Origin of the sequence: Burkholderia sp. 28_3 (genome assembly GCF_003253915.1) — a bacterium.
In the GTDB taxonomy this organism is placed as follows: domain Bacteria; phylum Pseudomonadota; class Gammaproteobacteria; order Burkholderiales; family Burkholderiaceae; genus Burkholderia; species Burkholderia cenocepacia.
The window spans coordinates 105,305-131,329 of sequence record NZ_QKZF01000009.1; the positions used below are offsets into that span (position 1 = coordinate 105,305).

20 protein-coding genes and 1 pseudogene are annotated in these 26,025 nt (G+C 66.8%); 19 read left to right on the forward strand and 2 right to left on the reverse strand.

The annotated features are described in order from the left end of the window. Positions 1–87 precede the first annotated feature (87 nt). The 3 genes from DFS13_RS20310 (at position 88) to DFS13_RS20320 (ending at position 2,975) form a co-directional block, all read left to right on the forward strand. Positions 88–1,026, forward strand: coding sequence for a MurR/RpiR family transcriptional regulator (locus DFS13_RS20310; RefSeq protein WP_006487897.1), 939 nt, complete (start codon positions 88–90; stop codon positions 1,024–1,026). A gap of 2 nt (positions 1,027–1,028) precedes the next feature. Beyond that, entirely contained in the window at positions 1,029–2,510 is a 1,482-nt protein-coding gene (locus tag DFS13_RS20315) for an amidohydrolase family protein (protein ID WP_034201376.1), read from the forward strand. A 78-nt stretch (positions 2,511–2,588) separates the two neighbouring features. Then, positions 2,589–2,975 carry a RidA family protein gene (locus DFS13_RS20320; protein WP_006497391.1) on the forward strand — a complete coding sequence of 129 codons (387 nt, stop codon included), beginning with the start codon at positions 2,589–2,591 and terminating at the stop codon, positions 2,973–2,975. Between the two features lie 82 nt (positions 2,976–3,057). Here the strand turns inward: DFS13_RS20320 and queF are convergent, their stop codons facing one another. Both queF and ilvA read right to left on the reverse strand, forming a co-directional pair. Continuing rightward, the gene (queF, locus tag DFS13_RS20325; protein WP_006497390.1) at positions 3,058–3,888 is read right to left on the reverse strand and encodes an NADPH-dependent 7-cyano-7-deazaguanine reductase QueF; all 831 of its coding nucleotides are present in this window, start codon (positions 3,886–3,888) and stop codon (positions 3,058–3,060) included. A 12-nt stretch (positions 3,889–3,900) separates the two neighbouring features. Next, complete coding sequence (gene ilvA / locus DFS13_RS20330) at positions 3,901–5,424, reverse strand: threonine ammonia-lyase, biosynthetic (protein WP_006487895.1); 1,524 nt, start codon at positions 5,422–5,424, stop codon at positions 3,901–3,903. Between the two features lie 585 nt (positions 5,425–6,009). Between ilvA and DFS13_RS20340 the strand changes: the two genes are divergently transcribed. The 16 genes and pseudogenes from DFS13_RS20340 to DFS13_RS20415 all read left to right on the forward strand — a co-directional run bounded on the left by DFS13_RS20340 (position 6,010) and on the right by DFS13_RS20415 (position 26,016). Then, a complete protein-coding gene (locus DFS13_RS20340; RefSeq protein ID WP_006487887.1) occupies positions 6,010–10,035 on the forward strand; it encodes a DUF3683 domain-containing protein in 4,026 nt (1,341 codons plus the stop codon). Positions 10,036–10,119: 84 nt separating this feature from the next. Next, the gene (locus DFS13_RS20345; RefSeq protein ID WP_006497388.1) at positions 10,120–10,563 is read left to right on the forward strand and encodes an HIT family protein; all 444 of its coding nucleotides are present in this window, start codon (positions 10,120–10,122) and stop codon (positions 10,561–10,563) included. After that, positions 10,560–10,973: a gamma-butyrobetaine hydroxylase-like domain-containing protein gene (locus DFS13_RS20350; protein ID WP_006487879.1), complete on the forward strand. Its 414-nt coding sequence runs from the start codon at positions 10,560–10,562 to the stop codon at positions 10,971–10,973. Before DFS13_RS20345 ends, DFS13_RS20350 begins: the two co-directional genes overlap by 4 nt. 52 nt (positions 10,974–11,025) lie before the next feature. Further along, positions 11,026–11,757, forward strand: a complete 732-nt coding sequence (gene ubiE / locus DFS13_RS20355) for a bifunctional demethylmenaquinone methyltransferase/2-methoxy-6-polyprenyl-1,4-benzoquinol methylase UbiE (protein ID WP_006477837.1) — start codon at positions 11,026–11,028, stop codon at positions 11,755–11,757. 41 nt (positions 11,758–11,798) lie between these two features. Continuing rightward, positions 11,799–12,830, forward strand: coding sequence for a Tim44 domain-containing protein (locus DFS13_RS20360; protein WP_006487901.1), 1,032 nt, complete (start codon positions 11,799–11,801; stop codon positions 12,828–12,830). A 164-nt stretch (positions 12,831–12,994) separates the two neighbouring features. Continuing rightward, positions 12,995–13,621 carry an SCP2 domain-containing protein gene (locus DFS13_RS20365; protein ID WP_034201379.1) on the forward strand — a complete coding sequence of 209 codons (627 nt, stop codon included), beginning with the start codon at positions 12,995–12,997 and terminating at the stop codon, positions 13,619–13,621. A gap of 12 nt (positions 13,622–13,633) precedes the next feature. Further along, the gene (gene ubiB, locus DFS13_RS20370) at positions 13,634–15,211 is read left to right on the forward strand and encodes a ubiquinone biosynthesis regulatory protein kinase UbiB (RefSeq protein WP_006487907.1); all 1,578 of its coding nucleotides are present in this window, start codon (positions 13,634–13,636) and stop codon (positions 15,209–15,211) included. Between the two features lie 17 nt (positions 15,212–15,228). Further along, a complete protein-coding gene (locus tag DFS13_RS20375; RefSeq protein ID WP_111442050.1) occupies positions 15,229–15,855 on the forward strand; it encodes an SAM-dependent methyltransferase in 627 nt (208 codons plus the stop codon). Between the two features lie 95 nt (positions 15,856–15,950). Then, positions 15,951–16,304, forward strand: coding sequence for an FmdB family zinc ribbon protein (locus DFS13_RS20380; RefSeq protein WP_006497387.1), 354 nt, complete (start codon positions 15,951–15,953; stop codon positions 16,302–16,304). Between the two features lie 61 nt (positions 16,305–16,365). Then, a complete protein-coding gene (locus DFS13_RS20385) occupies positions 16,366–17,016 on the forward strand; it encodes a DUF502 domain-containing protein (protein ID WP_006477842.1) in 651 nt (216 codons plus the stop codon). Between the two features lie 67 nt (positions 17,017–17,083). Beyond that, entirely contained in the window at positions 17,084–18,886 is a 1,803-nt protein-coding gene (gene aspS / locus DFS13_RS20390) for an aspartate--tRNA ligase (RefSeq protein ID WP_006485737.1), read from the forward strand. A 159-nt stretch (positions 18,887–19,045) separates the two neighbouring features. Further along, on the forward strand, positions 19,046–19,540 hold the full coding sequence (nudB, locus tag DFS13_RS20395) for a dihydroneopterin triphosphate diphosphatase (protein ID WP_006485748.1): 495 nt from the start codon (positions 19,046–19,048) through the stop codon (positions 19,538–19,540). Next, complete coding sequence (gene clsB, locus DFS13_RS20400) at positions 19,537–20,811, forward strand: cardiolipin synthase ClsB (protein ID WP_111442051.1); 1,275 nt, start codon at positions 19,537–19,539, stop codon at positions 20,809–20,811. The genes nudB and clsB overlap by 4 nt, the downstream gene beginning before the upstream one ends. Before the next feature lie 200 nt (positions 20,812–21,011). Next, positions 21,012–21,611: a TetR/AcrR family transcriptional regulator gene (locus DFS13_RS20405; RefSeq protein WP_006485742.1), complete on the forward strand. Its 600-nt coding sequence runs from the start codon at positions 21,012–21,014 to the stop codon at positions 21,609–21,611. A 58-nt stretch (positions 21,612–21,669) separates the two neighbouring features. After that, positions 21,670–23,457: an acyl-CoA dehydrogenase C-terminal domain-containing protein gene (locus DFS13_RS20410; RefSeq protein WP_006485746.1), complete on the forward strand. Its 1,788-nt coding sequence runs from the start codon at positions 21,670–21,672 to the stop codon at positions 23,455–23,457. Positions 23,458–23,570: 113 nt separating this feature from the next. Beyond that, positions 23,571–26,016: pseudogene (locus tag DFS13_RS20415) on the forward strand (3-hydroxyacyl-CoA dehydrogenase/enoyl-CoA hydratase family protein). The last annotated feature ends 9 nt before the right edge of the window (positions 26,017–26,025 follow it).

A 26,025-nucleotide genomic window follows, 5' to 3' on the forward strand; every position in this document is an offset into this window, starting at 1 on the left:
CTGAAGTTGACATGCAGATGGTACAGAAAGTAGCATCGGCGCGGTGATGTTATTTAATAACATCCGGCCTCGCACCCTTTTCCGCAGATGAATACGCCCGCTTCCCCGTCCGCTCCGCCAGCCGCCGAGCCCTATCCGGCTCAGGCCGCTCCGCCGGTCCTCGACATCGTCGCGCGGATCGCCGAATGCGCGCCCGAGTTGCGCGAGGCCGAGCGCAAGGTCGCCGCGTTCATCCTCGCCGATCTGGCCCGCGCCGCGCATGCGAGCATCGGGGCGCTCGCGCGCGACGCGGAGGTCAGCGTCGCGACGGTCACGCGTTTCGCGAAGGCCGTCGGCTGTCGCGACGTGCGCGAACTGAAGGTGCTCGTCGCGCAGGCGGCGGCCGTCGGCCAGCGCTTCCTGGTGCCGTCCGACGACACGCCGGCCGACGACGCGAGTCCCGCGTCGATGGTCTACGACGAGATCCGCGTGGCGCTCGCCCACAATCACCAGCTGTTGCGCAACACGTCGTTCGACGCGGCGGCCGACCTGCTCGCCGGCGCGAAGATGACGTACGTGTACGGGCAGGGCGGCGGCTCGACCGCGCTCGCCGACGAGCTGCGCTTCCGGCTCGTGCGCTTCGGCCGGCCGGTCGCGAGCTACCAGGACAGCCTGCTGCAGCGGATGGTGGCCGCGACGCTGTCGGGCGACACCGTCGTCGTCGCGTTGTCGGTGAGCGGGCGCGTGCCCGAGCTGCTCGAGAGCTGCCGGCTCGCGAAGCGCTACGGCGCGAAGCTGATCGCGATCACCGCGCCGGCGTCGCCGCTCGCGAAGCTCGCCGACCACCTGATCCCGGTCGTCGCGTTCGAAACCGATTTCATTTACAAGCCGTCGACCTCGCGCTACGCGATGATGATGGCGATCGACGTGCTCGTCACCGGCGTCGCATTGCGGCTCGGCGATGCGGGCCGGGAATCGCTGCGCCGCATCAAACACGCGCTTGACGCGCACCGCGGCGGCGGCGACCGTCAACCGGTAGGAGACTGACCATGCATTCGCATCCCGAAGCGGCCGATACGCTGATCGTCGGCGCGCAACTGTACGACGGCACCGGCGCGCCGCCCGTCACGCGCGACGTCGCGATCCGCAACGGCCTGATCGCGGCGATCGGCAACCTGTCGAACTGGCTCGCGGAGCACGTCGTCGACGCGAACGGCCGGGCGCTCGCGCCGGGTTTCGTCGACGTGCATACCCACGACGACACGCACGTGATCCGTGCGCCGGAGATGATCCCGAAGATCTCGCAGGGCGTGACGACCGTGATCGTCGGCAACTGCGGGATCAGCGCATCGCCGGTGACGCTCGCGGGCGACCCGCCCGACCCGATGAACCTGCTCGGCGAGCGCGGCGCGTTCCAGTACCCGACCTTCGCCGCTTACGTCGCGGCCGTGAACGACGCGCGCCCGGCCGTGAACGTCGCGGCGCTCGTCGGCCACACGGCGCTGCGCAACAACCAGATGGACCGCCTCGACCGCGCGGCGACCGACGGCGAGATCGCCGGCATGCGCGCGCAGCTCGAGGAGGCGCTCGCGAACGGCGCGCTCGGCCTGTCGTCGGGTCTCGCGTACGGTTCCGCGTTCGCGGCGCCGACCGAGGAAGTGATGGCGCTCGCCGAGCCGCTCGCCCGCTCCGGTGCGCTGTACACGACGCACATGCGCACCGAGTTCGACGCGATCCTCGACGCGATGGACGAAGCCTATCGCGTCGGCCGTCACGCGCAGGTGCCGGTCGTGATCTCGCACCTGAAATGCGCGGGCCCGTCGAACTGGGGGCGCAGCACCGAGGTGCTCGCGTCGCTCGAAGGCGCGCGCCGCTACCAGCCGGTCGGCTGCGACTGCTATCCGTACAGCCGCAGTTCGTCGACGCTCGACCTGAAACAGGTGACGGGCGACATCGACATCACGATCACGTGGTCGGAGCCGCACCCGGAAGTCGCGGGCAAGCTGCTGAAGGCGATCGCGGCCGACTGGGGCGTGACCGAGCAGGAAGCCGCGCAGCGCATCCGTCCGGCCGGCGCCGTGTACCACAACATGTCCGAGGACGACGTGCGCCGGATCCTGTCGCATCCGGCGACGATGGTCGGCTCGGACGGCCTGCCGAACGATCCGCTGCCGCATCCGCGGTTGTGGGGCGCGTTTCCGCGCGTGCTCGGCCATTACGTGCGCGACACCAACCTGCTGCCGCTCGAGGAGGCGATCCGCAAGATGACGTCGCTGTCCGCGCGTCGCTATGGCATCCCGAAGCGCGGCGAGGTGCATGTCGGCTATCACGCGGACCTGGTGCTGTTCGATCCGGCGAGCGTGATCGACGCCGCGACGTTCGAGAAGCCGCAGCAGCCCGCGCACGGGATCGACGCCGTGTGGGTGAACGGCGTGCTGACCTATGAAAACGGCCAACCGACCGGCGAGCGCGCCGGCGGTTTCGTCGCGCGCGGCGAGCGCGTGCCGGCCAGTGCCGATGCGGCGTTCTGAACGCACGCATTCCGATCTTCCGTGCGCGCCGCAGCAGCCGGCGCGTGCATCCGTAACCGAAATGTGAGGAGTGAAACGATGAAGCGATATGGCGTAGGCGAAGCGAAGGGCACCGGCGGCCAGGTGATGCCGTTTGCACGGGCGGTCGAGGCCGACGGCTGGCTGTACGTGTCGGGCCAGACGCCGATGGTGAACGGCGAGGTCGTCGAAGGCGGGATCGTCACGCAGTCGAAGCAGGCGATCGAGAACGTGATCGCGATCCTGAAGGAAGCCGGCTACGGCCTCGAGCACGTCGTGCGCTGCGGCGTATGGCTCGACGACGCACGCGATTTCGCGTCGTTCAACAAGGTGTTCATTTCGTACTTCGGCGAGAACCCGCCGGCGCGCGCGTGCGTGCAGTCGAGCATGGTCATCGACTGCAAGGTCGAAGTCGATTGCATCGCTTACAAGGCGCCGGCGAAGTAACGCGGCCACGCTTTCCCGCGCACAGTGAAACAGCCCGGTCGGTTGAAGCCGACCGGGCTGTTTCGTTTGACGCGCGTGGCCGTTACTGCCGCGCCGTCCGCGCGTTGTCCGGCATCGGCTGGTTGTAGTTGGTGCGGAACGGGTTGATGTCGAGCCCGCCGCGGCGCGTATAGCGCGCGTACACCGCGAGCTTCACCGGTTTGCACGCGTGCATGATGTCGAGGAAGATCCGCTCGACGCACTGCTCGTGAAAGCCCGTGTGATTGCGGAACGAGATGATGTAGCGCAGCAGCCCCGCATGGTCGATCTGCGGCCCGACGTAGTGGATCTGCACGCTGCCCCAGTCGGGCTGGCCCGTGACCGGGCAGTTCGAGCGCAGCAGGTCGGACACGAGCGTCTCCTCGACCGGTGCTTCGTCCTCGCCGTCGGCCGCCGACAGTAGCGACGGATCGGGTTCGTACACGTCGGCGTCGAGGTCGAGCCGGTCGAGCGACAGCCCGTCGAGCTCGTCCATCTCCAGCTTGCGGAAATCGTGCGCCGACACCAGCTGGACCGACACGCTCGCGCCGCACGCGGCCGACACGTCGCGCTTCAGCACGTCGCGCACCGCGTCGACCGAGTCGAACTTCGACTGTGCGAACGAGCCGAGATACAGCTTGAACGACTTCGATTCGACGATGTTCGGCGATTCGGCCGGCACGTAGAACGTCGCGATCGCGACCTGCGGCTTGCCGCGCGCGTTGAGCCACGACAGTTCGTACGCGTTCCAGATGTCGGTGCCGAAGAACGGCAGCGCCGACGTGATGCCGAGCTGCTCGCGCGCGCCGGCGCGCGGGATCGGGAACAGCAGCGACGCATCGTACTGCGCCGCGTAGACGGTGGCCTTGCCGAGCGGGGATTGTTCGGGATTCATTGCACGAAGCCTTTACGACAGGAAGAGGCGGTAAGCCGGGTTGGCGCTCTCTTCGACATACGGATAGCCGAGCGCCGCGAGGAAGCGTTCGAATTCGGCGCGGTCGGCCTGCGGCACCTGCAGCCCGACGAGGATCGAGCTGTAGTCCGCGCCCTGGTTACGGTAGTGGAACAGGCTGATGTTCCAGTCCGGCGCCATCGACGACAGGAACTTCATCAGCGCGCCCGGCCGTTCCGGGAATTCGAAGCGGAACAGGCGCTCGTCGAGCGCGAGCGGCGAGCGGCCGCCGACCATGTAGCGGATGTGCTCCTTCGACAGCTCGTCGTGCGTCAGGTCGACGCTCTTGAAACCGTGCGACTCGAAGTTCGCGGCGATCTCCGCCGATTCGCCGCGACGGCGGATCTGCACGCCGACGAAGATGTGCGCGGACTTCTCGTCGGCGATCCGGTAGTTGAACTCGGTGACGTTGCGATCGCCGACCAGCGAGCAGAAGCGCTTGAAGCTGCCGCGTTCCTCGGGGATCGTGACCGCGAACACCGCTTCGCGCGCTTCGCCGACCTCGGCGCGCTCGGCGACGAAGCGCATCCGGTCGAAGTTCATGTTCGCGCCGGACGTGACCGCGACCAGCGTCTGGTTCTCGATGCCTTCGCGTTCCGCGTACAGCTTCGCGCCCGCGACCGCGAGCGCGCCCGACGGTTCGAGCACGCTGCGCGTGTCCTGGAACACGTCCTTGATCGCCGCGCACAGCGCGTCGGTGTTGACCGTCACGACGCCGTCGAGGAATTCGCGGCACAGCCGGAAGGTTTCCTCGCCGACGAGCTTCACCGCGGTGCCGTCCGCGAACAGGCCGACCTCGCTCAGCTCGATGCGCTCGCCCGCGTCCAGCGACTGCTTCATCGCGCACGAGTCCTCGGCCTGCACGCCGATCACCTTGATCTCCGGACGCACCGCCTTCACGTACGCGGCGACGCCGGACGCGAGCCCGCCGCCGCCGATCGGCACGAAGATCGCATGGATCGGGCCCTGGTGCTGACGCAGGATCTCCATCGCGATCGTGCCCTGGCCGGCGATCACGTACGGATCGTCGAACGGGTGAACGAACGTGAGGTCGCGCTCCTGCTGGACCTTCACCGCGTGCGCGTATGCATCGCTGTACGATTCGCCCGCCTGGATCACCTCGACGCTCGGGCCGCCGTGCGCGCGCACCGCGTCGACCTTCACCTGCGGCGTCGTGACCGGCACGACGATCACGGCCTTGATGCCCATCCGGGCCGCCGAGAACGCGACACCCTGCGCGTGGTTGCCGGCCGACGCCGTAATCACGCCGCGCGCGAGCGCATCCGTCGGAATGTGCGCCATCTTGTTGTACGCGCCGCGCAGCTTGAACGAGAACACCGGCTGGTTGTCCTCGCGCTTCAGGTAAACGGCGTTGCGCAGCCGGGCCGACAGGTTGCGGGCGGGTTCGAGTTCCGTCTCGATCGCGACGTCGTAGACGCGCGCGGTGAGGATTTTCTTCAGGTAATCGTGGGATGCCATGGGCGCTCGCGTGCAGTGCGGATGCAGACGGTAAAGGGTCAATGATAGCGCCAAGGGTCCGCCCGTACGCAAGCGGCATGCCGGGCGGCCGGCTGCGGGCGGCCGGGTGGGCGTGCCGGCAGGGGAGGCACGCCGCCGGGCGCCGCTTTTTATCGGCTTAACCGCGTGGTTACCGACCGGACGGACGGCGAATGATCGCATGAAACCGCGCCGAGCCCCGCCCGGCGCGGCTCGCGGCGATAGCCCCACGACCTGTCCGGCGTGTCACGGACCGCCCGATCATGGGTTAGAATTCCGTTTTGAATCAAGGATTCGGAAGATGCAGAGGCACCCTCGGATCGCACCGTTGAAGCCGACGCCGCGCGCAGCCAGCCCCGCGGCCGAACGGCATGCGCGCCGCGCGCGATCGTGCTGATGATCCCGAGTGCCGCCAGGCCCTGTCGCCGGCCAGGAGGGGCGAGTCGCCCGCTCCGGCCCCATGAAGGACAGCCGCGCGCCTGGTAACAGAACAGATTTCCCCAAGATTGCGCCCACGCGCTTGCCGACGCCCGTGCACGGTGTATCGGCCCTCCGAGTCGTCCGAACATGAACGCACCACAAGTTTTCGATCCGCATGGCGCGGCCGCCGCCGTCGCCGCCGACCCCGCGCCCCGCTTGCGCGAGATTCCCTACAACTACACGTCCTTCTCGGATCGCGAGATCGTGATCCGCCTGCTCGGCGAAGAGGCGTGGTCGGTGCTCGACGAGCTGCGCGCCGAGCGCCGTACGGGCCGCTCGGCGCGGATGCTGTATGAAGTGCTCGGCGACATCTGGGTCGTGCGTCGCAACCCGTACCTGCAGGACGACCTGCTCGACAACCCGAAGCGCCGCGCGCTGCTGATCGAGGCGCTGAACCACCGTCTGACCGAGATCGGCAAGCGCCGCAGCGCGGATCTCACCGAGCATCGCGACGACGCGGGCCGCGAGCGCGCGTCGCGCGTGGAGATGCTCGAGACCGCCGCGCAGCGTGCGGTCAACGAGTTCGCGGACGAATTCGACAAGATGGCCGAGCTGCGCCGCCGCGCGACCAAGGCGCTCGGCCGCTGCACGCAGAAGGACAACATCCGCTTCGACGGGCTGTCGCGCGTGTCGCACGTGACCGACGCGACCGACTGGCGCGTCGAATACCCGTTCGTCGTGCTGACGCCCGATACCGAAGCCGAGATCGCCGGCCTGATCAAGGCGTGCTTCGAGCTCGGCCTGACCGTGATCCCGCGTGGCGGCGGCACCGGCTACACGGGCGGCGCGGTGCCGCTCACGCCGTTCTCCGCGGTGATCAACACCGAAAAGCTCGAACAACTGGGCGCGGTCGAGCTGACCGAGCTGCCCGGCGTCGCGCACAAGGTGCCGACGATCTTCTCCGGCGCGGGCGTCGTCACGCGTCGCGTGACGGAAGCGGCCGAGGCGGCCGGCTACGTGTTCGCGGTCGATCCGACGTCGCTCGACGCCTCGTGCATCGGCGGCAACGTCGCGATGAACGCGGGCGGCAAGAAGGCCGTGCTGTGGGGCACCGCGCTCGACAACCTGGCCTGGTGGCGGATGGTCGACCCGGACGGCAACTGGCTCGAAGTCACGCGCCACGAGCACAACCAGGGCAAGATCCACGACATCGCGGTCGCGCGCTTCGAGCTGAAGTGGTTCGACGGCGCGTATGCGCCGGGCGAGAAGCTGCTCAAGAGCGAGATGCTCGAGATCGAAGGCCGCCGGTTCCGCAAGGAAGGGCTCGGCAAGGACGTGACCGACAAGTTCCTCGCCGGCCTGCCGGGCGTGCAGAAGGAAGGCTGCGACGGGCTCATCACGTCCGCGCGCTGGGTGCTGCACAAGATGCCCGCGCACACGCGCACCGTCTGCCTCGAATTCTTCGGCCAGGCGCGCGAGGCGATCCCGAGCATCGTCGAGATCAAGGATTACCTGTTCGAGACGTCGAAGCAGGGCGGCGCGATCCTCGCGGGCCTCGAGCACCTCGACGAGCGCTACCTGCGCGCGGTCGGCTACGCGACCAAGAGCAAGCGCAACGCATTCCCGAAGATGGTGCTGATCGGCGACATCGTCGGCGACGACGCCGACGCGGTCGCGCACGCGACGTCCGAAGTGATCCGGATGGCGAACGGCAAGAGCGGCGAAGGCTTCGTCGCGGTCAGCGCGGAGGCGCGCAAGCGCTTCTGGCTCGACCGCAGCCGCACGGCCGCGATCGCGAAGCACACGAACGCGTTCAAGATCAACGAGGACGTCGTCATCCCGCTGAACCGGATGGGCGAGTACACCGACGGCATCGAGCGGATCAACATCGAGCTGTCGCTGAAGAACAAGCTGCAGCTGGTCGACGCGCTCGAAGCGTTCTTCCGCGGCGGCAACCTGCCGCTCGGCAAGACCGACGACGCGAACGAGATCCCGAGCGCGGAACTGCTCGAGGATCGCGTCCAGCAGGCGCTGGAACTGCTCAAGCGCGTGCGTGCGCGCTGGGAATTCGTGCGCGACCGGCTCGACCAGCCGCTGCGCGAGGCGCAGCACTACCTGGTGCAACTCGGCTACGAGGCGCTCGCCGAGAAGTTCGCGGATCGTGCGGACGAACAGCCGGGCGCGACCGTGTTCCACATCACGCAGGACCGCACGGTCCGCATCTCGTGGAAGCAGGAAATCCGCGCGGAATTGCGCGCGATCTTCAACGGCGGCGCATTCAAGCAGATCCTCGACGAGGCGCAGGCGATCCACAAGCGCGTGCTGCGCGGCCGCGTGTTCGTCGCACTGCACATGCACGCGGGCGACGGCAACGTCCACACCAACATCCCGGTCAACTCCGACAACTACGAGATGCTGCAGGACGCGCACGCGTCGGTCGCCCGCATCATGACGCTCGCGCGCTCGCTCGACGGCGTGATTTCCGGCGAACACGGGATCGGCATCACGAAGCTCGAATTCCTGACCGACGACGAGATCGCCGAATTCCGCGCGTACAAGCAGCGCGTCGACCCGAACGGCCGCTTCAACAAGGGCAAGCTGCTCGACGGCGCCGACCTGCGCAACGCGTACACGCCGAGCTTCGGGCTGATGGGCTACGAATCGCTGATCATGCAGCAGTCCGACATCGGCGCGATCGCCGATTCGGTGAAGGACTGCCTGCGCTGCGGCAAGTGCAAGCCGGTGTGCGCGACCCACGTGCCGCGCGCGAACCTGCTGTACAGCCCGCGCAACAAGATCCTCGCGACGTCGCTCTTAGTCGAGGCGTTCCTGTACGAAGAACAGACGCGCCGCGGCGTGTCGATCAAGCACTGGGACGAGTTCAACGACGTGGCCGACCACTGCACGGTGTGCCACAAGTGCGCGACGCCGTGCCCGGTGAAGATCGATTTCGGCGACGTCACGATGAACATGCGCAACCTGTTGCGCAAGATGGGCAAGAAGAAGTTCAACGCCGGCAACGCGGCGGGCATGTTCTTCCTGAACGCGACCAATCCGCAGACGATCAATGTCGCGCGCGGCGTGATGATGGGCGTCGGCTACAAGGTGCAGCGCTTCGCGAACGACATGCTGAAGAAGGTCGTGACGAAGCAGACGCAGCACCCGCCCGCGACGACCGGCAAGCCGCCGGTGGTCGAGCAGGTGATCCACTTCGTCAACAAGAAGATGCCGGGCAACCTGCCGAAGAAGACGGCGCGCGCGCTGCTGGACATCGAGGACAACAAGATCGTGCCGATCATCCGCAACCCGAAGTCGACGACCGTCGATTCGGAGGCGGTGTTCTACTTCCCGGGCTGCGGCTCCGAGCGCCTGTTCTCGCAGGTCGGGCTGGCCACGCAGGCGATGCTGTGGGAAGCGGGCGTGCAGACGGTGCTGCCGCCGGGCTACCTGTGCTGCGGCTATCCGCAGCGCGGTTCGGGCCAGTACGACAAGGCCGAGAAGATCGTCACGGACAACCGCGTGCTGTTCCACCGCGTCGCGAACACGCTGAACTACCTCGACATCAAGACGGTCGTCGTGTCGTGCGGCACCTGCTACGACCAGCTCGCGGGTTACGAATTCGACAAGATCTTCCCGGGCTGCCGGATCATCGACATCCACGAGTTCCTGCTCGAGAAGGGGATGAAGCTCGACGGCGTGACGGGTACGCGCTACATGTATCACGACCCGTGCCACACGCCGATCAAGACGATCGACCCGGTGAAGCTCGTCAACGAGCTGATGGGCGCCGAGAAGGACGGCTACAAGATCGAGAAGAACGATCGCTGCTGCGGCGAATCGGGCACGCTGGCGGTCACGCGGCCGGACATCTCGACGCAGGTCCGCTTCCGCAAGGAGGAAGAGATCCGCAAGGGCGCCGCGAAGCTGCGCGCGATTCCGGTGGTCGCGGGCGACGCGCCGGCGCCGGCCGCCGCGGCCGCGAACGGCCCGGACGTGAAGATCCTGACGAGCTGCCCGTCGTGCCTGCAGGGCCTGTCGCGCTACAGCGAGGACGCGAACCTCGAAGCCGACTACATCGTGGTCGAAATCGCGCGTCAGGTGCTCGGCGAGAACTGGATGGCCGATTATGTCGCACGCGCGAACCATGGCGGGATCGAGCGCGTGCTGGTCTAATGCGGGCATGACGAGCGCCCGACCGGGCCGGGAATGAGCGGGCGCCGGCGCGGCATGCCGGCGCCCGTCCACATGGGAGCGACGATGGAATGCGTGTTTTGCCGTGAAGACGGCGGCGAGGTGCTCTGGCAGGACGATGCGCTGCGCGTCGTGCTTGCCACCGGCGAGCACGAGTATCCGGGCTTCTGCCGGGTCATCTGGGGCGCGCACGTGGCCGAGTTCTCCGATCTCGGCGAGCCCGAGCGGGCACATTTGATGCGCGTGGTCTACGCGGTCGAGCGGGCCGTGCGCCGCGTGATGCAGCCGAACAAGGTGAATCTCGCGAGCCTCGGCAACATGGTGCCGCACGTGCACTGGCACGTGATTCCGCGCTTTTCCAACGACGCCCATTTTCCGCAGCCCGTGTGGGCGCCGCGCCAGCGCAGCGTGTCCGAGGCGCTGCTGCGTTCGCGCGCGGCGCAGGCCTCGCTGCTGCACAATGCGGTGCGCGAGGAAATTCAACGCATGACCGATTCGAGGCAAGCATGAGCGGTTTGACTTCCACGACGCCGATTCCGTCCGGCGTCGTCGTGCACGCGGTGTCGCGCGTGCTCGAATTGCAGTACCCGAACGGCGAGAGTTACCGGATTCCGTTCGAGCTGATGCGCGTCTATTCGCCGTCGGCCGAGGTGCGCGGCCACGGGCCCGGCCAGGAAACGTTGCAGACCGGCAAGCGCGAAGTGACGATCACCGCGCTCGAGGGTGTCGGCAACTACGCGCTGCAGCCGACGTTCTCCGACGGCCATTCGACCGGGATCTACTCGTGGGACCTGCTGTACGAGCTGGCGACGCAGCAGGACGCGCTGTGGCGTGACTATTTCGACAAACTGAAGGCGGCGGGCGTCGAGCGCGACGCGCCGATGCAGGCGGCCGGCGCGCCGCACGGCCACTGCCACTGAAATCGACGGCGCCCGCTCGGCGCCGTCTTGCCATTTACTGAGGATCAACGCGATGAGCAAAACCCACTTCGGCTTCGAGAGCGTCGAGGAAAACGAAAAAGCGAAGAAAGTGGCGGGCGTGTTTCATTCGGTCGCGAGCAACTACGATCTGATGAACGACCTGATGTCGGCGGGCATGCACCGCGCGTGGAAGGCGTTCACGATCGCGCAGGCGAACGTGCGCCCCGGCTTCAAGGTGCTCGACATCGCGGCCGGCACCGGCGACCTGACGAAGTCGTTCGCGAAGGCGGCCGGGCCGACGGGCGAGGTCTGGCATACCGACATCAACGAATCGATGCTGCGCGTGGGCCGCGACCGGCTGCTCGACAAGGGCGTCGTGACGCCGTCGCTGCTGTGCGACGCCGAGAAAATTCCCTTCCCGGACAACTACTTCGACGTGGTCACGGTCGCGTTCGGGCTGCGCAACATGACGCACAAGGATGCCGCGCTGGCCGAGATGCGCCGCGTGACGAAGCCCGGCGGTCGCGTGATGGTGCTGGAATTCTCGAAAGTCTGGGATCCGCTGAAAAAAGCGTACGATCTGTATTCTTTCAAAGTATTACCGTGGCTTGGCGACAAGTTCGCGAAAGATGCCGAAAGTTATCGGTATCTTGCTGAATCTATCCGGATGCACCCCGATCAGGACACGCTGAAGACGATGATGGAGCAAGCGGGCCTCGACGCCGTCAAATATTACAATTTGTCAGGTGGCGTGGTAGCTTTACACCTAGGGACCAAGTACTAAGGGGTTCTTTCCCTACATTCGTCTTACATTCGGAGAAGCTGATGTCTGAATCGCGTTCGTTGTTCAACCGTAGCAAACCGTCGAAGCCGTGGGCTCGACGGGTCGGCACGCTGCTGATGGTCGGCCTGCTCACGGCCGGCACGTTCGCATCGCTCGACGCTGAAGCCAAGCGCATGGGCGGCGGGCGCAGCATCGGCCGCCAGAATTCCACCGTCACGCAGCGCCAGGCCACGCCGCCTGCGCAACAGCCGATGCAGCAGGCCGCACCGTCGCAGGCGCAGCGCACGAACCCGGCTGCCCCCACGCCGGCCGCGCAGCCCAACCGCTCGCGCTGGCTCGGGCCGATCGCCGGCCTCGCGGCCGGTCTCGGTATCGCGGCGCTGCTGTCGCACTTCGGTCTCGGCGGCGCATTCGCGAGCATGATGGCGAACGTCATCGTGATTGCGTTGCTCGCGATGGTCGGCATCTGGCTGATCCGCAAGTTCATGAACCGCCGTCGCCCGCAGGAGCCGGCGTATTCGGTTGGTGGCGCCGCATCATCGTCGGGCGGCTACTCGCAAAGCCCGTCGTTCCAGCAAGGCAATGCCGGCAGCAACTACGCGGGCAGCGGCAGCAGCTATGCGAACGAAGCGCAGGGCGTGTTCGGCGGCGGTGCGGCGGCCGCCGGCGCGGCTGCGGCGGCAGCGGCGCCCCTGCAGGTGCCGGCCGGCTTCGACACCGAAGCGTTCCTGCGCAGCGCGAAAGTCTATTTCGTGCGCCTGCAGGCCGCGTGGGACCAGGGCAACTTGGCCGACATCCGCGAGTTCACGACGCCCGAAATGTTCGCCGAGATCAAGATCGACCTCGATTCGCGCGGCAACGACGCGAACCAGACCGACGTCGTACAGCTCGACGCGGAACTGGTCGCGATCGAGGATCGCGGCATCGAGCAGTCGGCGAGCGTGCGCTTCCACGGCCTGATCCGCGAATCGGCGAATACGTCGGCGGCGCCGTTCGACGAGGTGTGGAACCTGTCGAAGTCGGGCAGCCAGGGCTGGCTGCTCGCGGGTATCCAGCAGATCAACACGCACTGAGCGTGGCCGGCGGCCCGCGCCGCCGGGCACCCGGGCGACGGCCGCCGCACTGCGACCGCTTGCCGCCCGGGTGTACGGTCAGGCACGGTCCGCCATCGATCCGACGTTACAATAGAAACCCGCGTGGGCGCCCGGCCTGCGCGGGTTTTTTCTTTCCCAGCCCGATGACCTTTGCCGCCAAGCCTTTTGCTGCTGCCGTCAATCACCTGCTCGCGCGCGAATCGTGGGCACGCGACCGCCTGATTCCCTATGCGGGCAAGACCGCCCGGATCGACGTGCCTCCCGTCACGCTCACGCTGCTGGTGCAGCCCGACGGTTATCTGTCGGCCGTCGACGCGCACGATGCGCAACAGGTCGACGTGTCGATCGCGCTTGCCGGCGACACGGTCGCCGCGTTCCTGCAGGGCGGCCAGGCGGCCGTGATGAAGCACGTGAAGATCGAAGGCGACGCGGAATTCGCGACGCAGATCGCGAAGCTGGCCGAGCACCTGCGCTGGGAGCCGGAAGAAGATCTCGCGAAGCTGGTCGGCGACGCGGCGGCGTACCGGATCGCGACGGTCGTGCGCGACGCCGGCGCGCGCGCACGCCGCACCGGCCGCAACGTGCTCGATTCCGTCGCCGAATACTGGCTCGACGAGAACCCGCAAGTCGTCCGGCGCACGTCGCTCGGCGGCTTCGACGCCGAGCTGGCGCGCGCACGCGATGCGCTCGCGCGGGTCGAAAAGCGGGTCGAGCGACTCGAACAAAAAATCGGCGCGCGCACGGGCTCCGGCCCGCGCGGCGCGCACTGAGGGCCGCAGGGCATGCGCATTTTCCGTTTCATCAAGATTGTCTACACCGTCATCCGCTTTGGCCTCGACGAAGTGATGCTGTCCCGGATCGACGACCGGCGGGTGAAGCTGCTGCTGCGGATCACGACGATCGGTCGCCGCTTCTCCGATCCGCCGGCCGTGCGGTTGCGTCACGCGCTCGAAAGCCTGGGCCCGATCTTCGTGAAGTTCGGCCAGGTGCTGTCGACGCGCCGCGACCTGCTGTCGGTCGATTTCGCGAACGAACTCGCGAAGCTGCAGGACCAGGTGCCGCCGTTCGATTCGGCCGTCGCGATCGCGATCATCGAGAAGTCGCTCGGCGCGCCGGTCGACGAGCTGTTCGACGAATTCGAGCGTGAGCCGATCGCGAGCGCGTCGATCGCGCAGGTGCACTTCGCGAAGCTGAAGCAGGGCGTGCACGCGGGCAAGGCCGTCGCCGTCAAGGTGCTGCGGCCGAACATGCTGCCGGTGATCGATTCCGACCTCGCGCTGATGCGCGACATCGCGACGTGGACGGAACGCATGTGGGCCGACGGCCGGCGCCTGAAGCCACGCGAGGTCGTCGCCGAATTCGACAAGTACCTGCACGACGAGCTCGACCTGATGCGCGAGGCCGCCAACGGCAGCCAGCTGCGCCGCAACTTCGCGGGCCTCGACCTGCTGCTCGTGCCCGAGATGTTCTGGGATTTCTCGACGTCGCAGGTGCTCGTGATGGAGCGCATGACCGGCGTGCCGATCAGCCAGGTCGAGACGCTGCGCTCGGCCGGCGTCGACATCAAGAAGCTCGCGCGCGAAGGCGTCGAGATCTTCTTCACGCAGGTGTTCCGCGACGGCTTCTTCCACGCGGACATGCACCCCGGCAACATCCAGGTGAGCCTCGACCCGAACACGTTCGGCCGCTATATCGCGCTCGATTTCGGGATCGTCGGCGCGCTGTCCGATTTCGACAAGAACTACCTCGCGCAGAACTTCCTCGCGTTCTTCAAGCGCGACTACCACCGTGTCGCGACGCTCCACCTCGAATCGGGCTGGGTGCCGCCGGAGACGCGCGTCGAGGAGCTCGAAAGCGCGATCCGCGCGGTGTGCGAGCCGTATTTCGACCGCGCGCTGAAGGACATCTCGCTCGGCCAGGTGCTGATGCGCCTGTTCTCGACGTCGCGCCGCTTCAACGTCGAGATCCAGCCGCAGCTCGTGCTGCTGCAGAAGACGATGCTGAACGTCGAAGGGCTCGGCCGCTCGCTCGATCCCGAACTCGACCTGTGGAAGACCGCGAAGCCGTATCTCGAGCGCTGGATGACCGAGCAGATCGGCCTGCGCGGCTGGTACGAGCGGTTCAAGGTCGAGGCGCCGCAGTGGAGCAAGACGCTGCCGCAACTGCCGCGCCTCATCCACCATGCGCTGGCCGCGCGCCACGATGCGCCGCGCGCCGCGAGCGAGGAACTGATGCGTCAGGTCCTCGTCGAGCAGAAGCGGACGAACCGGCTGCTGCAGGCGTTGCTGATCTTCGGCCTGGCCGTCGGCGTCGGGGCGCTCGTCGCGCGCGTGCTGCTCGCGCTCGCGTACGGCGCTTGATCGAAAGGAGCACGGCGATGTCCGATCCGAAGCAACCGGCCGCACCGTCGGCCACCGATTTCGCGACACGCGACCCGGGCAGCGCGTCGTTCTGGAACGAGCGCTTCGAGCGCGGCGTGACGCCGTGGGAATTCGGCGGCGTGCCGGACGGCTTTCGCGTGTTCGCGCAGCGGCTGGCGCCGCGCGCGGTGCTGATTCCCGGCTGCGGCAGCGCGCAGGAGGCCGGCTGGCTCGCGCAGGCCGGCTGGCCGGTGCGTGCGATCGATTTCGCCGTGCAGGCGGTCGCTGCGGCGAAGGCGCAGCTCGGCGCGCATGCGGACGTCGTCGAGCAGGCCGATTTTTTCCAGTACCGGCCGCCGTTCGACGTGCAGTGGGTGTACGAGCGTGCGTTCCTGTGCGCGTTGCCGCCGAGCCTGCGTGCCGATTATGCGGCGCGGATGGCCGAGCTGCTGCCCGCGGGCGGATTGCTGGCCGGCTATTTCTTCGTGGTGGCGAAACCGAAGGGGCCGCCGTTCGGGATCGAGCGCGCGGAACTCGATGCGCTGCTCGCGCCGCACTTCGAGCTGGTCGAGGATTTGCCCGTGACCGATTCGCTGGCCGTGTTCGACGGGCACGAGCGCTGGCTCACGTGGCGTCGCCGCTGAGGCATGGGCGTCGCGGCCATTGCCGGAGCGCGCCAGGGTTTCGGCTATAATTCAAGGTTTTGCAAGCCGTTTCCAGTTTCTGCGGGAAAAATATCATGCCGATCTACGCCTATCGATGCGAAGCGTGCGGTTTCGCGAAGGACGTGCTCCAGAAGATGAGCGACGCGCCGCTGTCGCAATGCCCTGAATGCGGGAAGGATGCTTTTCGCAAACAGGTGACCGCCGCCGGTTTCCAGCTGAAGGGCTCGGGGTGGTATGTCACCGATTTTCGCGGCGGCTCGGGCGGTACCAGCGCGCCGGCGACGGCGTCGGGCGACGCGGCGCCGGCCGCACCGGCGGCTGAAGCCGCACCCGCCGCGGCCGCGCCGGCTGCGGCGAGCAGTTCGGGCAGTACCTCGACGACGAGCGCCGCGCCGGCTCCGGCCGCAGCGCCCGCCGCCGGTAGTTGACCGTCGCGGCCCGGCCGGGTCGCGACCAACCCGCGCCGCCGGCGCGGTTCATTGACGGCAGATGATGAAAAAGACGACCCTGAAAACGGTGTTCCTGACCGGCCTGCTGGTTCTCGTCCCGCTCGCGATCACGCTGTGGGTGCTCGGCCTCATCATCGGCACGATGGACCAGACGCTGCTCCTGCTGCCCGAATCGTGGCAGCCCGAGCGGATGCTCGGCTTCCATCTGCCGGGGATCGGCGCGGTGCTGACGCTCGCGTTCATCTTCGTCGTCGGGCTGGCCACGCAGAACTTCATCGGCCAGAAGCTCGTCACGTGGTGGAACGCGGTCGTGCGTCACATCCCGGTCGTCGGGCCGATCTACACGAGCGTCAAGCAGGTGTCCGACACGCTGCTGTCGAGCAGCGGCAATGCGTTCCGCAAGGCGCTGCTGATCGAATACCCGCGCCGCGGCTCGTATACGATCGCGTTTCTGACCGGCACGCCCGGCGGCGACGTGGTCAACCATCTGACGGAAGAGTACGTGAGCGTGTACGTGCCCACGACGCCGAACCCGACGTCGGGCTTCTTCCTGATGCTGCCGAAGAGCGAAGTCATCGAACTCGACATGTCGGTCGATGCCGCGCTCAAGTACATCGTCTCGATGGGCGTCGTGGCGCCTTCGGCGCCGGCTCCGGCGCCCGCCCGCCGTCCCGTCGAGCCGCCGCTGTAAGTAAAGAATCATCGCCCGGGCCGCGCGTTGCGGCGCCCGTTGATCAAACCGAACGAAAGCAAACATCATGTCGATGCGTACTGAATACTGCGGTCTCGTGACCGAACACCTGCTGGGCCAAACCGTGTCGCTGTGCGGCTGGGTGCAGCGCCGCCGCGATCACGGCGGTGTGATCTTCATCGACCTGCGCGATCGTGAAGGCCTCGTGCAAGTGGTGTGCGACCCGGATCGCGCCGAGATGTTCGCGACCGCCGAAGGCGTGCGCAACGAGTTCTGCGTGCAGATCAAGGGCCTCGTGCGCAACCGTCCGGAAGGCACGGTCAACGCCGGCCTGAAGAGCGGCAAGATCGAAGTGCTGTGCCACGAACTGAACGTGCTGAACGCGTCGGTCACGCCGCCGTTCCAGCTCGACGACGACAACCTGTCGGAAACGACGCGTCTCACGCACCGCGTGCTCGACCTGCGCCGCCCGCAGATGCAGCACAACCTGCGCCTGCGCTACCGCGTCGCGATCGAGGCGCGCAAGTACCTCGACGAGCAGGGCTTCATCGACATCGAGACGCCGATGCTGACGAAGAGCACGCCGGAAGGCGCGCGCGACTACCTCGTGCCGTCGCGCGTGAACGCGGGCCAGTTCTTCGCGCTGCCGCAGTCGCCGCAGCTGTTCAAGCAGCTGCTGATGGTCGCGAACTTCGACCGTTACTACCAGATCACCAAGTGCTTCCGCGACGAAGACCTCCGCGCGGACCGTCAGCCGGAATTCACGCAGATCGACTGCGAGACGTCGTTCCTCGGCGAGCAGGAAATCCGTGACCTGTTCGAAGACATGATCCGTCACATCTTCAAGACGACGATCGACGTCGAGCTCGACGCGAAATTCCCGGTGATGCCGTACTCGGAAGCGATGGCGCGTTTCGGTTCGGACAAGCCGGACCTGCGCGTGCAGCTCGAATTCACCGAATTGACCGACGCGATGAAGGATGTCGACTTCAAGGTGTTCAGCACGCCGGCCAACGCGAAGGACGGCCGGGTTGCGGCGCTGCGCGTGCCGAAGGGCGGCGAGCTGTCGCGCGGCGACATCGACGGCTACACGGAATTCGTGCGCATCTACGGCGCGAAGGGCCTCGCGTGGATCAAGGTCAACGAGAAGGCGAAGGGCCGCGACGGCCTGCAGAGCCCGATCGTCAAGAACCTGCACGATGCATCGATCGCGGCGATCCTCGAGCGCACCGGCGCCGAAGACGGCGACATCATCTTCTTCGCGGCCGATCGCGCGAAGGTCGTCAACGACAGCCTCGGCGCGCTGCGCCTGAAGATCGGCCATTCGGAATTCGGCAAGGCGAACGGTCTCGTCCAGGCCGGCTGGAAGCCGCTGTGGGTCGTCGACTTCCCGATGTTCGAATACGACGACGAAGATGCGCGCTACGTCGCCGCGCACCATCCGTTCACGAGCCCGAAGGACGAGCACCTCGAGTACCTCGAGACCGACCCGGGCCGCTGCCTCGCGAAGGCGTACGACATGGTGCTGAACGGCTGGGAAATCGGCGGCGGCTCGGTGCGTATCCACCGCGAGGAAGTCCAGAGCAAGGTGTTCCGCGCGCTGAAGATCGGCGCGGAAGAAGCGCAGGCGAAGTTCGGCTTCCTGCTGGACGCGCTGCAGTACGGCGCGCCGCCGCACGGCGGTATCGCGTTCGGTCTCGACCGCATCGTCACGATGATGGCCGGCGCCGATTCGATCCGCGACGTGATCGCGTTCCCGAAGACGCAGCGTGCGCAGGATCTGCTCACGCAGGCGCCGAGCCCGGTCGACGAGCGTCAGCTGCGCGAGCTGCACATCCGTCTGCGTCAGCCGGAGCAGCCGAAGGCGTAACGCGCTTCTCGCCCCGGTCGTGTGCGTGGTCACGCGCACACGACGCCCATGAAAAAGGCGCAGTGATGCGCCTTTTTCATTTTTTGCGGTACAGTCGCAGCACTTGCCGCACGTTCGGGCGCAGGCCCGGCGCCCGGCCCTGTGCCGCATGAAACAAAGATGACGAAGCCGCCGAAAATCCCCGAATCCGTTCTCGTCGTGATCTACACGCCCGACCTCGATGTGCTCGTGATCAAGCGTGCCGACCAGCCCGATTTCTGGCAATCGGTCACCGGCTCGAAGGACGCGCTCGACGAGCCGCTCGCGCTCACCGCCGCGCGCGAGGTGGCCGAGGAAACCGGCATCGCGGTCGGCACGCCGGACGTGCCGGCCAGCGCGCTCGTCGACTGGCACCACCGGATCGAATACACGATCTATCCGCAATACCTGCATCGCTATGCGCCGGGCGTCACGCGCAACGTCGAGCACTGGTTCGGCCTGTGCGTGCCGCATCGCGTCGACGTGACGCTGTCGCCGCGCGAGCATGTCGACCATGCGTGGCTGCCGTTCCGCGAGGCGGCCGCTCGCTGCTTCTCGCCGTCGAACGCCGAGGCGATCCTGCAATTGCCCGCGCGCGTGGCCCTCGCGCGTGCGCCGCACGGCTCGTCCGCATGAATGCGGAGACCCGCAAGCGCTTCGCGCAATTGCGGCAGATGTTCCTGCAGGAGCGCGGCTCCGCGTCGCGGCTCGCGTTTACGGCCGGCAACACGGTGCGGCTGTGCGAAACCGGCGGCGAATTCTTCCACGCGCTGATCGAGCGGATCGACGCCGCCCGCGAGCAGGTGATGCTCGAAACCTACATCTTCTGCGACGACGCGGCCGGCCGCCCGGTGTCGGACGCGCTGATCCGCGCGGCGCAGCGCGGCGTGCGCGTGCGGGTGATCACCGACGGCATCGGCACCGCACGCCTGCCGCTGTTCGACACGTGGGCCGAGTCCGGTGTCGAGCACTGCATCTACAACCGTTTCCTGTTCGGCCGCTTCGGCTTCTCGCGCACGCACCGCAAGCTCGCGGTGATCGATCATGCGGTCGCGTTCTGCGGCGGCATCAACATCGTCGACGACTACACGCAGGGCAGCGCGACGCTGCCGTTCCCACGCTGGGATTTCGCGGTCGAGATGGCCGGGCCCGCGGTGTCCGACGTGCGCGCCGCGTTCGAGCTGCAGTGGCACCGGATCCAGTTCGGCCACAAACCGTACGCGCAGTACGCGGCCGGGCTGCACGGCGGCGAAGCGTTCCCGGACATGTTCCGGCGCTGGATGCGCAGCCACCGGTGGATCAAGGCCGGCGCGCTGCGGGTCGTGACGGAGCCGAGCGTCGCGTTCGTCGCGCGCGACAACGTCGTGAACCGCCGCGCGATCGAGAAGGCCTATCTCGCGGCGATCGGCCAGGCGCGCCAGCGGATCCTGCTCGCGAATCCGTATTTCATGCCGGGCCGCAAGCTGCGTCGCGCGCTGACGGGCGCGGCGCGGCGGGGCGTCGAGGTGCAGGTGCTGATCGGCCGCAAGGAATTCGCGGCGCTCGATACGGCCGTACCGTTCCTCTATCACACGCTGCTGCGCGCGGGCGTGCGCGTCGCCGAATACGACAAGACGATCCTGCACGGCAAGGTCGCCGTGATCGACGACAACTGGGCGACGGTCGGCTCGTCGAATCTGGACGCGCTGAGCCTGATGCTGAACAATGAAGCGAACGTCGTGCTGGTGCGCTACGATGCAGTGACGAACCAGGTGCGCGACGCGATCGCCACCGCGTTCGCAGAAGGCCGGGAGATCGATGCCGCGCACTACGCGGCGCGCCCGCGCGTCGAGCGGCTGCTGAACTGGCTCGCATACACGACCTACCGTGTCGTGATGAAGGCGCTGACGGTCGGCGGTTACGACTGACGCCGACTAAGTATTCGCTTCAAAAAATCTGTCCGCACGTTCGTGCGGAAAAGCCGCTCCGGTCCCGCCGGAATCGCGCAAAATAGCGGCTCGGTTAGACACCGGTTTCTAATAATTTCCTTGTTTCGCGAGCGGCCGCACTCAATAATAGTACGGCCGTTCGATTTTATTCGAACCCCCGAACGGTTACAGAAATAGCTATGCGAAAAGGCGAACAGACGCGTGCCGCGATACTTGAAGCTGCTTTGGACCTCGCCAGCCGTGACGGGCTGGAGGGGCTGACGATCGGCCTGCTGGCCGAGCGCATGCAGATGAGCAAGAGCGGCGTGTTCGCGCACTTCGGATCGCGCGAAGACCTGCAGGTCGAGGTCGTCCGCGAGTACCACCATCGTTTCGAAAACGAGGTGTTCTTTCCGAGCCTGCGCGAGTCGCGCGGTCTGCCGCGTCTTCGGGCGATGCTGGCGCGCTGGATCGAGAAGCGCATCCAGGAGGTGACGACCGGGTGCATCTACATCAGCGGCGCAGTGGAGTACGACGACCGGCCGGACAGCCCCGTGCGCGAGCAGTTGATCGCGAGCGTGACCGCCTGGCGTGCCGCGTTGCTGCGCGCCATTTCGCAGGCGATGGAAGAAGGGCATCTGCGCACGGACACGGATCCGGAACTGATGCTCTTCGAGTTGTACAGCTTCACGCTCGGCCTGCATCACGACGCACGCTTCCTGCATTCGCCGGACGCCGTGCGCCTCACGTGGGCCGCGCTGGAAAAGACGATTGTTTCGTATCAGAGCGAGAGCCGTTAGCGGCGCGTGACCCGCCCGCCAGGAGCTCGAGCCGTTTTGCCCACCTTTGGAGAGAGTCATGGGACAGTACGCCGCGCCGCTGCGCGACATGCAATTCGTGTTGCACGAGCTTCTGAACGTCGAAGCCGAAGTCAAGCAAATGCCCAAGCATGCGGACCTCGACGCCGACACGATCAACCAGGTCCTCGAGGAAGCGGGCAAGTTCTGCTCCGAGGTACTGTTCCCGCTGAACCAGGTCGGTGACCGCGAAGGCTGCACGTATGAAGGCGACGGCGTCGTGAAGACCCCGACCGGCTTCAAGGAAGCGTATCAGCAATACGTCGAGGCCGGCTGGCCGGCGCTCGGCTGCGATCCGGACTACGGCGGCCAGGGCCTGCCCGCGTTCGTGAACAACGCACTCTACGAAATGCTGAACTCGGCGAACCAGGCCTGGACGATGTATCCGGGCCTGTCGCACGGCGCGTACGAATGCCTGCACGCGCACGGCGCGCCGGAACTGCAGCAGCAATATCTGCCGAAGCTCGTGTCGGGCGAATGGACGGGCACGATGTGCCTGACCGAGCCGCACTGCGGCACCGACCTCGGCATCCTGCGCACCAAGGCCGAACCGAACGGCGACGGCTCGTACTCGATCAGCGGCACGAAGATCTTCATCTCGAGCGGCGAGCACGACATGTCGAAGAACATCATCCACCTCGTGCTCGCGCGCCTGCCGGACGCGCCGCAAGGCACGAAGGGGATCTCGCTGTTCATCGTGCCGAAGTTCATTCCGGACGCCGCGGGCGAGCCGGGCGAGCGCAACGGCATCAAGTGCGGCTCGATCGAACACAAGATGGGCATCCACGGCAACTCGACGTGCGTGATGAACCTCGACGGCGCGAAGGGCTGGATGGTCGGCGAGCCGAACAAGGGCTTGAACGCGATGTTCGTGATGATGAACGCCGCGCGCCTCGGCGTCGGCATGCAGGGCCTCGGCCTCACGGAAGTCGCGTACCAGAACTCGCTGACGTACGCGAAGGAGCGCCTGCAGATGCGCTCGCTGACGGGCCCGAAGGCACCGGACAAGCCGGCCGACCCGATCATCGTGCACCCGGACGTGCGCCGCATGCTGCTCACGCAGAAGGCCTACGCGGAAGGCGCGCGCGCATTCACGTACTGGTCCGCGCTGCAGATCGACAAGGAGCTGTCGCACGCCGACGAAGCGGTGCGCAAGGAAGCGGCCGACCTCGTCGCGCTGCTCACGCCGATCATCAAGGCGTTCCTGACCGACAACGCGTTCGAGTCGACCAACCACGCGATGCAGATCTACGGCGGCCACGGCTTCATCTCCGAGTGGGGCATGGAGCAATACGTGCGCGACGCGCGGATCAACATGATCTACGAAGGCACCAACTCGATCCAGTCGCTCGACCTGCTGGGCCGCAAGGTGCTCGGCGACATGGGCGCGAAGCTGAAGAAGTTCGGCAAGCTCGTCACCGAATTCGCGGAAGCCGAAGGCGTGAAGCCGGAGATGGCCGAGTTCATCAACCCGCTCGCCGACATCGGTGAAAAGGTGCAGAAGCTGACGATGGAAATCGGCATGAAGGCGATGCAGAACCCCGACGAAGTCGGCGCGGCCGCCGTGCCGTACCTGCGCACCGTCGGCCACCTGGTGTTCTCGTACTTCTGGGCGCGCATGGCGCGTCTCGCACTCGACAAGGAAGCGTCGGGCGATCCGTTCTACAAGTCGAAGCTCGCCACCGCCCGCTTCTACTTCGCGCGTCTGCTGCCTGAAACGGCATCGACGATCCGCGCCGCGCGCGCCGGTTCGAAGACGCTGATGGAAGTCGACGAATCGCTGTTCTGACGCGATTCAGGGCGGTGCGCGCCGCGCGCCGCCCGGACGCAACGGTTCCTGGTACTCACTTCGCCGTGCAGCCCTCACATTCCGCGCTGCACGACACTATCCGGAGACATCCCGTGAGCAATTTCCTGATTCGCAAGGTCGCCGTGCTGGGCGCCGGCGTGATGGGCGCGCAGATCGCCGCGCATCTCATCAACGCGCGCGTGCCGGTGCTGCTGTTCGACCTGCCGGCCAAGGAAGGCCCGAAAAACGCGATCGCGCTGAAGGCGATCGAGAACCTGAAGAAGCTGTCGCCCGCGCCGTTCGGCGTGAAGGACGATGCGAAGTACCTCGAAGCGGCGAACTACGAAGACGACATCGCGAAGCTGGCCGAATGCGACGTCGTGATCGAGGCGATCGCCGAGCGGATGGACTGGAAGCACGACCTGTACAAGAAGGTCGCGCCGCACATCGCTTCGCACGCGATCTTCGCGACCAACACGTCGGGCCTGTCGATCACGAAGCTGTCCGAAGGTTTCTCGGACGAGCTGAAGTCGCGCTTCTGCGGCGTGCACTTCCGTGCACTTCTTCAACCCGCCGCGCTATATGCACCTCGTCGAGCTGATTCCGACCGCGCATACGCGCCCGGAGATCCTCGACCAGCTCGAAACCTTCCTGACGAGCGTCGTCGGCAAGGGCGTCGTGCGCGCGAAGGACACGCCAAACTTCATCGCGAACCGCGTCGGCATCTTCTCGATCCTCGCGGTGATCACCGAGGCCGCGAAGTTCGGCCTGCGCTTCGACGAAGTCGACGACCTGACGGGCAGCCGCCTCGGCCGCGCGAAGTCGGCGACGTTCCGCACCGCGGACGTGGTCGGCCTCGACACGATGGCGCACGTGATCAAGACGATGCAGGACAACCTCGCCGACGATCCGTTCTTCCCGGTCTACCAGACGCCTGCCGTGCTCGCCGAGCTGGTGAAGCAGGGCGCGCTCGGCCAGAAGACGGGCGGCGGCTTCTACAAGAAGGAAGGCAAGGCGATCAAGGTGCTCGACGCGAAGACGGGCACCTACGTCGATTCGGGCGCGAAGGCGGACGAAACGGTCGGCCGCATCCTGAAGCGTCCGCCGGCGGAACGCCTGAAGCTGCTGCGCGAGACGGATCATCCGCACGCGCAGTTCCTGTGGTCGATCTTCCGCGACGTGTTCCATTACATCGGCGTGCATCTCGAGTCGATCGCCGACAACGCGCGCGACGTCGACCTCGCGATCCGCTGGGGCTTCGGCTGGAACGAAGGTCCGTTCGAAGGCTGGCAGGCCGCCGGCTGGAAGCAGGTCGCCGAGTGGGTGCAGGAAGACATCGCGGCCGGCAAGGCGCTCGCGAACGTGCCGCTGCCGTCGTGGGTGCTCGAAGGCCCGGTCGCCGAGGAGGGCGGCGTGCACACGGCCGAAGGCTCGTGGGCGCCGGCCGCGAAGCGCTTCGTGCCGCGCTCGGACCTCGCGGTCTACGGCAAGCAGGTATTCCGTGCGCCGCTGCTCGGCGAAGCGGGTGCCGATCCGAAGACGTACGGCAAGACGCTGTTCGAGACCGACGCGGTGCGCGCATGGGTCGACGACCGCGCCGGTGAAGACGACGTCGTGATCGTGTCGTTCAAGTCGAAGATGAACACGATCGGACCGAGCGTGATCGACGGCCTCGTGCAGGCGATCGAACTCGCGGAGAAGGACTACAAGGGCGTGGTGATCTGGCAGCCGACGTCGCTGAAGCTCGGCACGCCGGGCGGCCCGTTCTCGGCCGGCGCGAACCTCGAGGAGGCGATGCCCGCGTTCATGATGGGCGGCGCGAAGGGCATCGAGCCGTTCGTGAAGAAGTTCCAGGAAGGCATGCTGCGCGTGAAGTACGCGAACGTGCCGGTCGTCGCGGCCGTGTCGGGCATCGCGCTCGGCGGCGGGTGCGAGCTGATGCTGCACAGCGCGAAGCGCGTCGTGCACGTCGAGAGCTACATCGGTCTCGTCGAAGTGGGCGTCGGCCTCGTGCCGGCGGGCGGCGGCCTGAAGGAAGCGGCGCTGCGCGCGGCGGACGCCGCGACGGCCGCGAACGCGACCACCGACATCCTGAAGTTCGTCACGAAGTCGTTCGAGAACGCGGCGATGGCGAAGGTGTCGGCGTCCGCGCACGACGCCCGTGCGATGGGCTACGTGAAGCCGTCCGACACGATCGTCTTCAACGTGTTCGAACTGCTCGACACCGCGAAGAAGGAAGCGCGTGCGCTGGCCGACACCGGCTACCGCGCACCGCTGCGTGCGAAGGACGTGCCGGTTGCAGGCCGTTCGGCGATCGCGACGATCAAGGCATCGCTCGTCAACATGCGTGACGGCCGCTTCATCAGCGACCACGACTACCTGATCGCGAGCCGCATCGCCGAAGCCGTGTGCGGCGGCGACGTCGAAGCCGGCAGCCTGGTCGACGAAGAATGGCTGCTCGCGCTGGAGCGTCGCGCATTCGTCGAGCTGCTCGGCACGCAGAAGACGCAGGAACGGATCATGGGCATGTTGCAGACCGGCAAGCCGGTGCGTAACTGAGCGAGCGGA

Coding starts and splice junctions, on each gene's coding strand:
- DFS13_RS20310 (WP_006487897.1), top strand. CDS start 88: ATGAATACGCCCGCTTCCCCGTCCGCTCCGCCAGCCGCCGAGCCCTAT.
- DFS13_RS20315 (WP_034201376.1), top strand. CDS start 1,029: ATGCATTCGCATCCCGAAGCGGCCGATACGCTGATCGTCGGCGCGCAA.
- DFS13_RS20320 (WP_006497391.1), top strand. CDS start 2,589: ATGAAGCGATATGGCGTAGGCGAAGCGAAGGGCACCGGCGGCCAGGTG.
- queF (WP_006497390.1), bottom strand. CDS start 3,888: ATGAATCCCGAACAATCCCCGCTCGGCAAGGCCACCGTCTACGCGGCG.
- ilvA (WP_006487895.1), bottom strand. CDS start 5,424: ATGGCATCCCACGATTACCTGAAGAAAATCCTCACCGCGCGCGTCTAC.
- DFS13_RS20340 (WP_006487887.1), top strand. CDS start 6,010: ATGAACGCACCACAAGTTTTCGATCCGCATGGCGCGGCCGCCGCCGTC.
- DFS13_RS20345 (WP_006497388.1), top strand. CDS start 10,120: ATGGAATGCGTGTTTTGCCGTGAAGACGGCGGCGAGGTGCTCTGGCAG.
- DFS13_RS20350 (WP_006487879.1), top strand. CDS start 10,560: ATGAGCGGTTTGACTTCCACGACGCCGATTCCGTCCGGCGTCGTCGTG.
- ubiE (WP_006477837.1), top strand. CDS start 11,026: ATGAGCAAAACCCACTTCGGCTTCGAGAGCGTCGAGGAAAACGAAAAA.
- DFS13_RS20360 (WP_006487901.1), top strand. CDS start 11,799: ATGTCTGAATCGCGTTCGTTGTTCAACCGTAGCAAACCGTCGAAGCCG.
- DFS13_RS20365 (WP_034201379.1), top strand. CDS start 12,995: ATGACCTTTGCCGCCAAGCCTTTTGCTGCTGCCGTCAATCACCTGCTC.
- ubiB (WP_006487907.1), top strand. CDS start 13,634: ATGCGCATTTTCCGTTTCATCAAGATTGTCTACACCGTCATCCGCTTT.
- DFS13_RS20375 (WP_111442050.1), top strand. CDS start 15,229: ATGTCCGATCCGAAGCAACCGGCCGCACCGTCGGCCACCGATTTCGCG.
- DFS13_RS20380 (WP_006497387.1), top strand. CDS start 15,951: ATGCCGATCTACGCCTATCGATGCGAAGCGTGCGGTTTCGCGAAGGAC.
- DFS13_RS20385 (WP_006477842.1), top strand. CDS start 16,366: ATGATGAAAAAGACGACCCTGAAAACGGTGTTCCTGACCGGCCTGCTG.
- aspS (WP_006485737.1), top strand. CDS start 17,084: ATGTCGATGCGTACTGAATACTGCGGTCTCGTGACCGAACACCTGCTG.
- nudB (WP_006485748.1), top strand. CDS start 19,046: ATGACGAAGCCGCCGAAAATCCCCGAATCCGTTCTCGTCGTGATCTAC.
- clsB (WP_111442051.1), top strand. CDS start 19,537: ATGAATGCGGAGACCCGCAAGCGCTTCGCGCAATTGCGGCAGATGTTC.
- DFS13_RS20405 (WP_006485742.1), top strand. CDS start 21,012: ATGCGAAAAGGCGAACAGACGCGTGCCGCGATACTTGAAGCTGCTTTG.
- DFS13_RS20410 (WP_006485746.1), top strand. CDS start 21,670: ATGGGACAGTACGCCGCGCCGCTGCGCGACATGCAATTCGTGTTGCAC.